This is a genomic window from Mesorhizobium sp. B2-7-1, assembly GCF_006440735.1.
Taxonomy (GTDB): domain Bacteria; phylum Pseudomonadota; class Alphaproteobacteria; order Rhizobiales; family Rhizobiaceae; genus Mesorhizobium.
The window spans coordinates 26,448-39,420 of record NZ_VFUA01000061.1; the positions used below are offsets into that span (position 1 = coordinate 26,448).

10 protein-coding genes are annotated in these 12,973 nt (G+C 64.7%); 6 read left to right on the forward strand and 4 right to left on the reverse strand.

What is annotated here, in order from left to right; all coding sequences use genetic code 11:
• Window positions 1-224 precede the first annotated feature (224 nt).
• Window positions 225-1,358, forward strand: a complete 1,134-nt coding sequence (locus FJ471_RS21485; protein ID WP_140806750.1) for a site-specific DNA-methyltransferase — start codon at window positions 225-227, stop codon at window positions 1,356-1,358.
• Between the two features lie 54 nt (window positions 1,359-1,412).
• Here the strand turns inward: FJ471_RS21485 and FJ471_RS21490 are convergent, their stop codons facing one another.
• Both FJ471_RS21490 and mutY read right to left on the reverse strand, forming a co-directional pair.
• On the reverse strand, window positions 1,413-2,024 hold the full coding sequence (locus tag FJ471_RS21490) for an HAD family phosphatase (RefSeq protein ID WP_140806751.1): 612 nt from the start codon (window positions 2,022-2,024) through the stop codon (window positions 1,413-1,415).
• Window positions 2,021-3,160, reverse strand: a complete 1,140-nt coding sequence (gene mutY, locus FJ471_RS21495) for an A/G-specific adenine glycosylase (RefSeq protein ID WP_140806752.1) — start codon at window positions 3,158-3,160, stop codon at window positions 2,021-2,023. Before mutY ends, FJ471_RS21490 begins: the two co-directional genes overlap by 4 nt.
• Before the next feature lie 50 nt (window positions 3,161-3,210).
• Between mutY and FJ471_RS21500 the strand changes: the two genes are divergently transcribed.
• The 3 genes from FJ471_RS21500 to smc all read left to right on the forward strand — a co-directional run bounded on the left by FJ471_RS21500 (window position 3,211) and on the right by smc (window position 8,146).
• Window positions 3,211-3,732: a DUF721 domain-containing protein gene (locus tag FJ471_RS21500; RefSeq protein ID WP_140806753.1), complete on the forward strand. Its 522-nt coding sequence runs from the start codon at window positions 3,211-3,213 to the stop codon at window positions 3,730-3,732.
• Between the two features lie 142 nt (window positions 3,733-3,874).
• A complete protein-coding gene (locus FJ471_RS21505; RefSeq protein ID WP_140806754.1) occupies window positions 3,875-4,621 on the forward strand; it encodes a DsbA family protein in 747 nt (248 codons plus the stop codon).
• Between the two features lie 63 nt (window positions 4,622-4,684).
• Window positions 4,685-8,146: a chromosome segregation protein SMC gene (smc, locus tag FJ471_RS21510; protein WP_140806755.1), complete on the forward strand. Its 3,462-nt coding sequence runs from the start codon at window positions 4,685-4,687 to the stop codon at window positions 8,144-8,146.
• 361 nt (window positions 8,147-8,507) lie between these two features.
• Here smc and FJ471_RS21515 read toward each other — a convergent pair whose 3' ends face one another.
• Entirely contained in the window at window positions 8,508-10,145 is a 1,638-nt protein-coding gene (locus tag FJ471_RS21515; protein ID WP_140806756.1) for an ABC transporter substrate-binding protein, read from the reverse strand.
• A 119-nt stretch (window positions 10,146-10,264) separates the two neighbouring features.
• Here FJ471_RS21515 and FJ471_RS21520 point away from each other — a divergent pair, with 119 nt between their 5' ends.
• Window positions 10,265-11,164 (forward strand): LysR family transcriptional regulator, encoded by a 900-nt coding sequence (locus FJ471_RS21520; RefSeq protein WP_140806757.1) that lies wholly within the window; start codon window positions 10,265-10,267, stop codon window positions 11,162-11,164.
• A gap of 176 nt (window positions 11,165-11,340) precedes the next feature.
• On the opposite strand, the gene FJ471_RS21525 is transcribed toward FJ471_RS21520, so the two are convergent.
• Window positions 11,341-12,213: a phytanoyl-CoA dioxygenase family protein gene (locus tag FJ471_RS21525; protein WP_181179631.1), complete on the reverse strand. Its 873-nt coding sequence runs from the start codon at window positions 12,211-12,213 to the stop codon at window positions 11,341-11,343.
• Between the two features lie 264 nt (window positions 12,214-12,477).
• Between FJ471_RS21525 and FJ471_RS21530 the strand changes: the two genes are divergently transcribed.
• Window positions 12,478-12,973, forward strand: a 496-nt coding sequence (locus FJ471_RS21530; protein WP_181179633.1) for an acetamidase/formamidase family protein, incomplete at its 3' end; no start/stop codon positions are given.

The following is a 12,973-nucleotide window of genomic DNA, read 5'->3' on the forward strand; positions in this document are numbered from 1 at the left end:
TTTTCGGACGACATCATGCTCTACTTCTTTGATCTGGAGCTAAATTCAGATTTCAGGTCGACATGACCTCAAATCTGAATTTAGCTCTAGGCGGGCGCGGCATACACCAATGGGCCAGCCTTCGCAAACCGCCGAAGGTGATGCGGCGAGCCTTCACCGAATGTTTACGCTGATCGGTAACCATAACAGCCAGTAAACCGTAACGCGTTCCTTTGGGTGTTTTGATGTCTGCCGTGCGTCTTATCGACGAGCTTTCCCATGCTCCCCAGCAGTCCGAATGGCTGGACACGATCCTGAAGGGCGATTGCGTCGCCGCCCTCGACCGGCTGCCGGAAAAGTCGATCGACATCATCTTCGCCGACCCGCCCTACAATCTGCAGCTCGACGGCGACCTGCACCGGCCGGACCAGTCCAAGGTCGACGCGGTCGACGACGACTGGGACCAGTTCGAGAGTTTCGAGGCCTATGACGCCTTCACCCGCGCCTGGCTGCTCGCGGCGCGCCGCGTGCTGAAGCCTAGCGGCACCATCTGGGTCATCGGCTCCTACCACAACATCTTCCGCGTCGGCGCCCGCATGCAGGATCTCGGCTTCTGGATCCTCAACGACATCGTCTGGCGCAAGACCAACCCGATGCCGAATTTCCGCGGCCGCCGCTTCCAGAACGCGCATGAGACGATGATCTGGGCCTCGCGCGACCAGAAGGCCAAGGGCTACACCTTCAATTACGAAGCGCTGAAGGCCTCGAACGACGATCTGCAGATGCGCTCCGACTGGCTGTTCCCGATCTGCACCGGCGGCGAGCGGCTGAAGGACGAGAACGGCAACAAGGTGCATCCGACGCAGAAGCCGGAAGCCTTGCTGGCCCGCATCATGATGGCCTCGACCAAGCCGGGCGATGTCGTGCTCGACCCCTTCTTCGGCTCCGGCACCACGGGTGCTGTCGCCAAGCGTCTCGGCCGCCATTTCGTCGGCATCGAGCGCGAGCAGGCCTACATCGATGCCGCCAACGAGCGTATCGCCGCGGTTCGTCCGCTGGAAAATGCCGATCTGACCGTGCTTTCCGGCAAGCGCGCCGAACCGCGCGTCGCCTTCATCAGCCTGATCGACAACGGTCTGGTGACGCCCGGCGCCACGCTCTATGACGCCAAGAAGCGTTGGGCTGCCAAGGTGCGCGCCGACGGCACGCTGGCGATCGGCGACAGCGCCGGCTCGATCCACAAGATCGGCGCCGAGGTGCAGGGTCTGGATGCCTGCAACGGCTGGACCTTCTGGCACTATGAACGCAGCGGCGGGTTGACCCCGATCGACGAATTGCGCCGCATCGCCCGGCTCGGCATGGAGCGGGCAGGGGCCTGAGCAGCCGCCCGCTCTTGAATCAAGACTTCAACGGATCGCCGCAAGCGATTCAGTTCAAGCCGCAATCCCGAGCCGTTCAAGGTCCGCTTTAAGCGTCCTGGCGTCGGTGAACAGCACCGCCTGCCAGCCGGCGGCCTTGGCGCCGTCGACATTCTTCTGGCTGTCGTCGATGAACAGCGTGGCGGCGGGTTCCAGGCCGAAAGACGCGACGTGATGGTCGTAGATGGCCCGATCCGGCTTGATCTGGCGGATGTCGCCCGAAACGGTCACGCCGCGTGGGCTGTTCAGGAAGTCGAAGCGCTCGCGCGCCTCGGCAAACGTGTCGGAGGCGAAGTTGGTCAGCATGGTCACGTCATAGCCGTTGGCTATGAGGTTCTTCATGATGACGACACTGTCGTCATAGGCATGCGGCACCATCTCGTGCCAATGGCGGCGGAAATTGCGGATGTTTTCCGAGTGGCCGGGATGCTCGGCGATCAGCTCAGCTTCCGCTTCTTCCCAGGTCCGGCCACGGTCCTGCTCGATGTTCCAGGCGCTGGTGCAAACATTGTCGAAGAACCATTTGCGCTCTTCGGTATCGGGAATCAGGCGGCTGAATGCGAGGTCGGGGTCGTAATGGATCAGCACCCTGCCGATGTCGAACACGATATGGCGGATTTCGGTCATGCAGGCCTCTTTGCACTGTGCGGCGACGGCTTTTTCGTCGCGCCCGGTATCGCCGCTTCGATCGCCTTTTTCATGACAGTGGGCAGCGCCTCCCCGGAAATCTCGTGGGCCAGCGACCAGAAATGCCCGTCCGGCGCATCGCCCTTGATTTGGGCATGGAAGACTTCGAGCTCGAGCGCGAAATGGGTGAAGACATGGCCGATCCGCCCGGCACGCCGCCAGTCGGCCGGGAAGGGCGCGGCGTCGGCCGTCGTGGCGCCGTCGACCCGCGCCGTCCAGCCCGTGGTCGGCACTTCGGTCATGCCGCCGAGCAGGCCCTTTTCGGGTCGCTTGCGCAGCAGGATGGCGCCGTCATCGCGCTCGGCGACGAAGGCGGCGCCCTTGCGCAGCGGCTTGTCGTCCTTCGGCAGGCGGACCGGGAAACGTTCCGGATCGCCGGTGAGGATGGCGCTGCAATCCGCACGCAGGGGGCAAAGCATGCAGCGCGGCCGCTTCGGCGTGCAGATCGTCGCGCCGAGATCCATCATCGCCTGGGCGAAATCGCCAGGCCGCGCCCGCGGCACCAGTTTCTCGACCAGCGCGCGAATTTGCGGCTTGGCTTCACTGAGCGGCGTTTCGATCGAATGGAGCCGGGTCACGACCCGCTCGACATTGCCGTCGACCACCGCCGCCGGCCGGTCGAAGGCGATCGCCGCGATCGCGGCCGCCGTGTAGGCGCCGATCCCCGGCAGTTCGCGCAGGCCCGCCTCGGTGTCGGGAAAGCGGCCACCGCTCAGCGCCACGAGGTCGGCGCAGGCTTTCAGGTTGCGCGCCCGGGAATAATAGCCGAGCCCGGCCCAGGCCTTCATCACGTCCTCGGTCGGTGCCGCCGCCAGCGCCTCGATCGTCGGCCATTTCTCGACGAAATTGCGGAAATAGGCTTTCACCGCCTCGACCGTGGTCTGCTGCAGCATCACCTCGGACATCCAGACGCGATAGGGATCGGGCCTCACGCCGCGCGCAAACGCCCCGGGCGTGATACGCCACGGCAGATCGCGGTGATGCGCGTCGTACCAGGCGAGCAGCCGGGATGCGATGTCCGTATCGTCGGCTGCGGCCTTCTGTGATGCCTTGCGAGTCTGATCGAGCGGTGCCATTGATCGGAAGAGCTGGGGGATCGGATGAGCTGGAAGACTGGAGAACGCACATGGCAGGGAAAAGGGCCTTCGGCAATCCCGTTCCGGTGAGCGATCTCGCGACCGCGATCCTCGATCCGGTGCTGAAGAAGCGCGCCGGCATCTCGATCGGGCTGGTGCAGTCCTGGGAGGAAATCGCCGGACCGCGCCTCGCCAGCCATTCACGGCCGGAGAAGATCCAGTGGCCGCGCCGCCTGCACGAGGACGACCCGTTCGAGCCGGCGACACTGATCATCGCCTGCGAAGGCATGGCGGCGCTGCATCTGCAGCACGAGGCCGGCGAGGTCATCAACCGCGTCAACGCCTTCCTGGGCTTCAACGCGGTCGGCCGCATCAAGATCCTGCAAAAGCCGGTACTTTCGCAAAAGGCGCGACCGAAGCCGGCGCCGCTGCCTTTGAACGAGGTCGAGAAATCGAAGCTCTCGCATCTGGTCGGCAAGATCGAGGACGACGGATTGCGCGCTTCGCTGGAGCGGCTTGGCGCCACAATTATGGGTGAAAGGAAGCGCAAAGGGTCACAAGAAGCGTCATGAGTGCGTCACCAATCTCGCGCATTCGTGATGCTCATGATCAAGTTTCGCGATTGGATTGGGGATCGCGATGCCTTAATTCGCGCCAACTCTCGCCTTTTCTAGCCTCTGCATTGCAAAATCCAACCGATATCAGGTGATTCGCATGAACCGTGCCCCGTTTGGCAATAGCTTGTCCCGCAGAAACCTTCTGACCACGCTGGCCGCTGTTCCTGCGGTGGCGCTGCTTGCCGCATGCAGCGACTCCGGCGAGGAGGCGAAGGCCGCCGACGTGAAGCCCGCCGATCCGTCGACGCCTGCCAAGCCAGCCGCGACGCCGGCGGCGGTCCAGGTCCCGGAGTCGAGCGGTCCGGTCGACATGGCGGAATTGCTCAAGCCCGGCGCACTGCCGGAGAAGCAACTCGGCAAGGATGATGCCAAGGTCACGATCGTAGAATATGCGTCGATGACCTGCCCGCATTGCGCGCATTTCGCCATGACCACCTTCCCTGAGTTGAAGACCAAATATATCGACACCGGCAAGGCGCGCTACATCCTGCGCGAATTCCCCTTCGACCCGAGCGCCGAGGCCGGCTTCATGCTGGCGCGCTGCTCCAAGGACAACTACTTCGCCATGGTCGACGTGCTGTTCAAGCAGCAGCCGAGCTGGGTTGGCGTCAACAACACCAAGGAAGCGCTGCTGCAGATATCCAAGCTCGCCGGTTTTACACAGGAGTCCTTTGAGTCCTGCTTGACGGACCAGAAGCTTCTGGACGATGTGAGAGCAGTCCAGAAACGCGGAGCGGACGAGTTCAAGGTCGACTCGACGCCGACCTTCTTCATCAACGGAAAGACCTACAAAGGGGCGATGTCGATTGAGGAAATGTCGGCCATCATCGACCCTCTGCTCTGACATCCAGGCCGCGCCGAAGCGGCTGGGCTTCGGCGCGCTTGCCTGTAGTGTTGGGCGGCGCGAATGAAATTTTCGCGCCTTCGCCTTCTCGGTTTCAAATCCTTCGTCGAGCCCGGCGAGTTCGTCATCGAACGCGGGCTGACCGGCATTGTCGGGCCGAATGGCTGTGGCAAGTCGAACCTCGTCGAAGCTTTGCGCTGGGTGATGGGCGAAAGCTCCTACAAGAACATGCGCGCGTCCGGGATGGACGACGTGATCTTCTCGGGTTCCGGCGCGCGTCCGGCGCGCAACACCGCCGAAGTCACGCTTTTCCTCGACAACACCGACCGCACCGCGCCCGCCGCCTTCAACGACGCCGATGAATTGCAGGTGTCGCGCCGCATCGAGCGCGAAGCCGGCTCGCTCTACCGTATCAACGGCAAGGAAGCCCGCGCCAAGGACGTGCAGTTGCTGTTCGCCGACCAGTCGACCGGCGCCCGTTCGCCCTCCATGGTAGGCCAGGGCCGCATCGGCGAGCTGATCCAGGCGAAACCCCAGGCGCGCCGCGCGCTGCTGGAAGAAGCCGCCGGCATTTCCGGCCTGCACACGCGCCGCCATGAGGCGGAGCTTCGGCTGAAGGCGGCGGAACAGAACCTCGAGCGGCTGGACGATGTCGTCGGCGAGCTGGAAGGCCAGATCGAAAGCCTGAAGCGCCAGGCGCGCCAGGCCTCGCGCTTCAAGAACCTGTCGGCCGATATCCGCAAGGCCGAGGCGACGCTGCTGCATTTGCGCTGGACGCTGGCAAAAACCCAGGAAGGCGAGGCGCGTTCAGCACTTGCCGTCGCCACCACGCTGGTCGGCGACCGCGCCGCCGCCCAGATGGCCGCCGCCAGGGAGCAAGGTATTGCCGCGCACCGTCTGCCGGACCTGCGCGACGCGGAAGCCGCTGCTGCCGCCGCCTTCCAGCGTCTGTCGATCGCCAAGACGCAGATCGAGGAAGAGGCCGGGCGCATCCGCGCCCGCCAGACCGAGCTCGAACGCCGCCTGCAGCAGCTCGACGCCGACATCGCCCGCGAGGAGCGGATGGTGCGCGACAATGCCGACATCCTGGAGCGCCTGCGCACCGAGGAGGCCGAGCTCAATTCGGAAAACGCCGGCGCCGCCGAGCGCGAGGCGACCACGCGCGCCGCTTTCGAGCAGGCGGGCGCGACGCTGTCGCAGAGCGAGGCAAAACTTGCCGCGCTGACCGCCGAGCGCGCCGAGGCGGCCGCCTCGCGCCACCAGATCGAGCGCAGCTTGCGCGAGACCGCCGAGCGCCGCGACCGTTTCGCCCGCCAGCTCGCCGAGGTCGACCGCGAGCTTTCCGACATCGTCGCGCGCATTTCCGGCCTGCCGGATCCGGCTGAGAAGCGGCTTCTGGTCGAGGATGCGCTTGCCCGGCTGGAAGAGAGCGAGGCCGGCACAGTGACCGCCGAGCAGGCCGTCGCCGAGGCCCGCGCCGCCGAAAGCGCCGCAAGGCCTCCGCTGCAGGACGCAAGGGCGGAACTGGCGCGCATCGAGACCGAAGCGCGCACGCTGGCGAAGATCCTCAACGCCACCAGTGGCGGCGATCTTTTCCCGTCCGTGCTTGAGCAGATCAGCGTCGAGCGCGGCTACGAAACCGCGCTCGGCGCGGCTCTTGGCGAAGACCTCGACGTTCCGCTCGACCGCAGCGCGCCGGTACATTGGGGCGAGAGCGCGGTCCAACCGGGCGATGCGGCGCTGCCGGAAGGCGTGAAGAGCCTGGCCAGCGTCGTGCGCGCGCCGGCGCAGCTTGCGCGCCGCCTGGCGCAGATCGGCATCGTCGACGCTGCCGACGGCCGCGGCCTCCAGGCTATGTTGGCGCCCGGCCAGCGGCTGGTCAGCCGCGATGGCGCGCTCTGGCGCTGGGACGGCCTGAGCGCGAGCGCCGACGCCCCGACCGCCGCCGCGCTGCGGCTGGCGCAGAAGAACCGCCTTGCCGAGCTCGATGCCGAGGCTGTGCAGGCGACGCGCGTCGTGCGCGAGGCCGAGGAAGCGCTGGCGCATGCCGAGCAGGCGATGCGCCAGGCAAGCGAGGCCGAGCGCAATGCGCGCCAGGCCGGCCGCGACGCCCAGCATGCTCTGGATGCCGCCCGCAACGCGCTGGCCGAGGCCGAAAAGGCCGGCGGCGAGCTGGTCAGCCGCCGCGCTGCCCTGGACGACGCCCGCGCGCGCATCGTTGAAAGCCATGAGGAGACGCAGGCCGCCTTCCTCGAAGCCGAGGAGATGCTGAAGGACGCGCCCGATCTCGGCGACCTGCAGCTGCAACTCGAACAGGCCTCCGCCAACGTCTCGCGCGACCGCGCCACGCTTGCCGATGCGCGCGCCGTGCATGAAGGGCTGCGGCGCGAGGCCGAGGCGCGCGTGCGCCGGCTCGACGCCATCGGCGCCGAGCGCAAGAACTGGCTGGAGCGCGCCGAGAACGCCTCGACGCAGATCGCCTCACTCGGCGAGCGCAAGGCCGAGGCTGAAGCCGAGCGCGAGCGGCTGGCCGATGCGCCGGACGAGATCGACGCCAAGCGCCGCGCGCTCTTGACCCAGCTTTCAGAGGCCGAGGCGCTGCGTCAGGCGGCGAGCGACCGCCTGCAGGAGGCGGAAAACAAACAGGCCGAGCTCGACAAGGCGGCGACCGCCGCCATCCAGTCGCTCGCCGAATCGCGCGAAACCCGCGTCCGCGCCGAGGAACGGCTGACCGCGGCCGACGAGCGGCGCGCCGAGGTCGAGGCGCGCATCCAGGAAGCGCTGAACACGCCGCCGCATCTGGTTATCAAGCATACCGGCCTGGAACCCGACGATCCGATGCCCGACATGGTCGAGATCGAGCGCCAGCTCGACCGGCTGAAGATCGAGCGCGAGCGGCTCGGCGCCGTCAACCTGCGCGCAGAGGAAGAGCAGCGGGAATTGTCGGAGCGTCTCGAAACCATCGTTTCCGAGCGCGAGGACATCATCGAGGCGATCAGAAAACTCCGTCAGGCGATCCAGAGCCTCAACCGCGAGGGCCGCGAGCGGCTGCTGTCGGCCTTCGAGGTGGTCAACGGCCATTTCCAGCGGCTGTTCTCGCATCTGTTCGGCGGCGGCACGGCCGAACTGCAACTGATCGAGTCGGAAGACCCGCTGGAGGCGGGGCTTGAAATCCTCGCACGCCCGCCGGGCAAGAAGCCGCAGACCATGACGCTGCTTTCCGGTGGCGAGCAGGCGCTGACGGCGATGTCGCTGATCTTTGCCGTCTTCCTCACCAACCCGGCGCCGATCTGCGTGCTCGACGAGGTCGACGCCCCGCTCGACGACCACAATGTCGAGCGCTTCTGCAATTTGATGGACGAGATGTCGAAGACCACCGAGACCCGCTTCGTCATCATCACCCACAACCCGATCACCATGGCGCGCATGGACCGCCTGTTCGGCGTCACCATGGCCGAACAGGGCGTCAGCCAATTGGTTTCGGTCGACCTGCAGGCGGCCGAGGCGATGCGCGAGGCGAGCTGAGGCGGGCCTTGCTTTCCCGATTTTAGGGAAAGTAATTGCCGGTTTAAACGAGTTCCGTTTGATTTTCGCAAAAGTAAGCTGCCGGCTATGAAACTGGAGCTTGCGACATGGCTGACACCGAACCCCGGACGTCTACGCACCAAGCCGTGCACGCGTCCGCCGCAATCCCCGAGTTCGATGTTGGGGACCAGGCAAAACGTGGGAGCTGCGGGCGTGTCTGCTCGACATGTCCTTTACGCAGCCCGGGCTGCGCGAACGCGCAGGTGGCCGTCACAAACCTGAACGGACCATCCCGATGAGCCGATGCGGACGGGGCGGCGCGCAGCCGGGCGCCGCCCCGATTTCCGTCGGGTTTCCGAGATCAGGCCGTCAGCCAGGCCTGGGTGAAATCCTGCTCGTAGGCCTGATGCATCTGATAGCCCATCAAAGCCGGCTTCATGTGGCAGAACAGCTTTCGCCAGTAGGGCTGAACGATGATGCCGGAGTCCCTCAGGATGGTCTGCAGCTCCTCCATCACCACGCGGCGCTGGTCCGCGTCGGCAATGGCGTTGGCCTTCTGCAGCCTGGCGTCGAAGTCCGGATCGGCGAAGCCGGTTTCGTTCCAGGCCGAGCCGCTCCGATAGGCAAGCGCATAGGTCTGGATGCCAAGCGGCCGCGCGTTCCAGTTGGTGGTTGCGAACGGGTATTTCGTCCAGTCGTTCCAGAATGCCGCCTCCGGGATGACGGTGCGCTTCACCTTGAATCCGGCATCGCGCATCTGCTGGGCGATGACATCGGCGCTTTCCTTGCGGTAGTCGGCTTCCACCGAGATCAGGTCGAATTCGAAGTCGAGCTGGCCAGCTTCGGCAAGCAGGGCCTTGGCCTTGGCGGCGTCGCGCTTGATCGGCGCCAGTTCGGCATGTTCGGGGTGCATGGGGCCGACATGATCGTTCTGGGCAACGATGCCCATGCCGTCCGCGCCGAGCTTCAGCACCGTCTCGTTGTCCACGGCCAACTGAATGGCATTGCGCACCCGCTTGTCGTCATAGGGCTTCGCACCGACATTGCAGCGCGCAACCACGGTCGCCGCGGTGACGATCTCGGATTTCTTCAACCCGAGCTTGTCGAGCAGATCGACATCATAGGATTGCGTCTGCCCGTTGAGGTCGATCTCTCCGGCTTCGAAGGCAGAGACCGTGGCGGCCGAATCCGTGCCGAAGTCGATCCAGTCGATGCCGTCGAGGAAGACGTCTCCGCCCCACCACGATCCTTCAGGGCGCTTGCGCACCGACGCGGCGACGCCGACATCGAGCTTGGTGAGCTCGAACGGGCCGGTGAAGATGGGATTGGCCGACAGGGGCGCCTTCTTCACATCGAAGCTGTGATGAACGATGAGCGCCGGATAGTCGGTCATCGCAGGGATGATGGTGATGTCGGGCTGCAACAGCTTCAACACAACGGTTCGATCGTCGCGGATCTCGATGGCGCCGTCGCGCGCCACCTTGGTCTGCGGATCTATCAGGGCGGTCATGCGTCCGGCCATCGAATTGCCCGGAGCGTCCTTTTCGCACCAGCGCGCTATGTTGAAGGCCACGTCGGTGGCCGTGAAGGCGTCGCCGTTCGACCATTTCACGCCTTGGCGCGCCTTCAAGACATATTCCGTGGCGTCGGCATTGATCTCCCAGCTATCGAGCAGCATCGGCTGGAAGGTGAAGTCGGGCTTCCAGCGCACCAGCGGCTCGAGAAACTGCCGTGCGATATTGCCCATTTGCGAGACCTTGAAGCTGCGCGGGTCCTCAAGCTCCATCACCTGCATGGCGACGCGCAGCGTGCCGCCCTTTCTTGGCGGCTGCGCATCTTCGGCGCGGGCCGGAACAGGCTGGCCGAGAAGCCCGTAAGCGGTCGCCGCGCTCGCGCCGAAGGCGCTGGCAAGCGCCAGGAATTCGCGGCGTTCGAGCTTGCCGTTCCTGGCGTCGCGCGCGAGAGCGCCGATCGCAGGATGAAGAGGCTTGGATGTCATGTCGTTTCTCCCATTGTTGATTTTGCGTCCAAAGTCGTTGGAATGCTCTTGTCACCCGCTCGCCCGCCGCTGTTTTCTCGGCGGGCCGGCATTTGGCGCGCCGGCTGAAAGGAAGCGGAATGAATCTTCTGACGGCGATGCGGGTTTTCGATCGTGTCTGCCTGCTTGGAAGCCTGTCGTCGGCGGCGCGCGACCTGAACATGTCGACGACCGCCGTCAGCCGCACGATCAAGGAACTGGAGGACGATCTCGGCGTTCGGCTGATCAACCGCACGACCCGGCGCCTCAGCCTGACCGAGGCGGGCCGCGATTATGCTCCGCGCGCTCGCGCGCTGCTGGATGACGTCACCGAATTGCAGGATTCCACGCGCGGCCTGCACAAGGAGACGCGCGGCCTGATCCGGGTGTCGTGCTCGAATGTCCTTGGCCACACCCGCATCACCAAGCTCGTGCCGAAATTCCTCGAAGAGAACCCGCTCACCACGATCGAGTTCGATCTCACGGCCCGCTACGTCATTGGCATCGTGGAGGAAGGCTATGACGTCGCCATCCGCTTCGGCGAACAGGCCGACTCCGCGCTCATCGCGCGAAGGCTGGGCGAAGTGCGCAACTATGTCTGCGCCACGCCCGGATATTGGGACAGGCACGGCCGCCCGGCCCATCCGGGTGAGCTGGCGAAACACTCCTGTGTGCTCAGCAATTTTGCAAAGCGTCTCGGCACATGGCCCTTCGTCGGGCCGGATGGCCCGTTCGACGCGGTCGTCGGCGGCCGTGTCTCGACCAACAGCGTCGAGGCCGCATACCAAATGACCATCGCCGGCTTCGGCATCGGCAACCTGCCCAGCCTCCTGGTCGACGCGGCGATCGACGACGGCAGGCTTGAGGTTCAGCTCGACAGCTTCCGGCCAGACTCCAGCCCGATCTACGCGCTTTATCCACATCGCACCTATATCGCCGCGAAGGTGCGTGCCTTCGTCGATTTCCTGATCCGAGAGCTGGCGGACGACTTCGTGGCCTGAAGCAATTCCAGGAAAAGTGTGACGCGGTTCTCCGCCCGGAATTGCGTAAAAACAAGGAGATAGCGCGCCTCGCCGCTTTCGTAAAATGGTGAAACGCTCTGGGTCCGTCCGGACGCCGAGAAGGGTCCGGCGCGAACGCCGGACCCCGTTTGCCCCCTTCGCCCGAAGCGGCAAGATCATTTCCACCAAGCGGTGGTGTCGTATATCGGCCCCGGCTCCTCGAAGAGCTTTTCGTATTTGCACAGGGTGGGCGTCTCGCCGAGCGGAACGGAAGCGCCATCCCTGAACGCCCATTCGCCGCGCTGCGTCGAATCGGCCCGCACGTAGCTGGACAGGGCGAAGGCGCGATCATGCTGCGACTTGTTGGGCGAGGAGCCGTGCACGGTGAGCAATCCCCACATCGCCAGGTCGCCGGGTTCAAGTTCGAGCGGAATGATGGTCGCCGGGTCGATGCCCACCTTGCGCAATTCCTCCTCGGCCGTCAGACCTTTCATCAGTTCGCCCGTCCCTTCGTCGGAAAGCCCGAGATAGCCCAGCTTATGGCTGCCCGGCACGACCTGAAGGCAGCCATTCTCGAGCGTTGCCCGATCGACCGCCAGGCCCGTGGTCACCGTCGCGTCGGCGACGTTGTCGAAGGCCGCCTGATTGCGGAAACGCAGGTCCTGGTGGAAACGATAGCCGGTTACGTTGGCGCCCGGCGGCTTCCAGTGCAATTGCTGGGCGATCTGCCGGATGTCGCGGCCGATCAGACCCTCCAGCAGCTGCAGGTAGCGCGAGTTGCGCCGGAATTCCTCGAAATAGCTGTTGATCCAGGAGAACCAGTAGGCTTGCAACACGTAGCGCTTGCCGAAATCCGATTCAGGCAGGATCTGAAAACTGAGATTGCCATGCCGGAACGTGGCGTGATGCTTCAGCCCCTCGGCATAGACGGCATCTGTTTCCTCCCTCAGCCGAACCATCTCGTCGCCGTCGACGAACTGTCGGACGATGGCGTAACCTTCCTCGCGATATTGTTCCACGGCATCGCGCACCGTCTTCTCGTTCAGCATCCCGGCTATCCCCAATGGGTTGATCCGGGTTGATCGTAGCGGGAATACTTCAGACGATAAGTCGTGGATTCGGGCATCGACTTTCCCGATTTTCGGAAAAATGTCGGGCCGCTTTGAGCCGCTGAACAAGGTTTTTCGACAAGATGAGCCTAAGGCATGGCTGCGGCGCGCTGCCCTATGGGACGAGGCGGAGCAAAGCCGATCGGCCGCCGGAAAGCCTAATCCACACTTGCCGCGGGGCAATGCCTTCGCTACTTCCAACTCATGGCAACGCACAAGCTCGTCAACACCACCTGGCACAACGTCCTCGGCACGGTCCCGCCGGCGCTCACAATCGCGTCCGGCGATGTCGTGATCACGGAGACGCTGGACGCTCGTGGCTTCGACAAGAATGGTGCGCGACCGGCTCATGGTCCAAACCCTATGAACGGCCCGGTCTTCGTGACGGGAGCCGAGCCTGGTGATGCGCTGCGCGTGGACATCCTGCGCATGGACCCGATCCGCTCTTCCGGCTGGACGATCTCGTCACTGGCCGCAAACGTCGTCGATCCGGAGGCTGCTCGTGGGCTTCCGGCACGGGATACAGTCACCTGGCGGATCGATCTGGAATCGCGAAGCGTGATGTTGCAGGAGCCGCCGCAGGGCCTTGAGAATTTCGTGTTGCCGGTCGAGCCGATGATCGGCTGCTTCGGCGTGGCGCCCTCGATGGGCCAGGCTTTCTCCACCGCAACCAGTGCGGAAAATGGCGGCAACATGGATT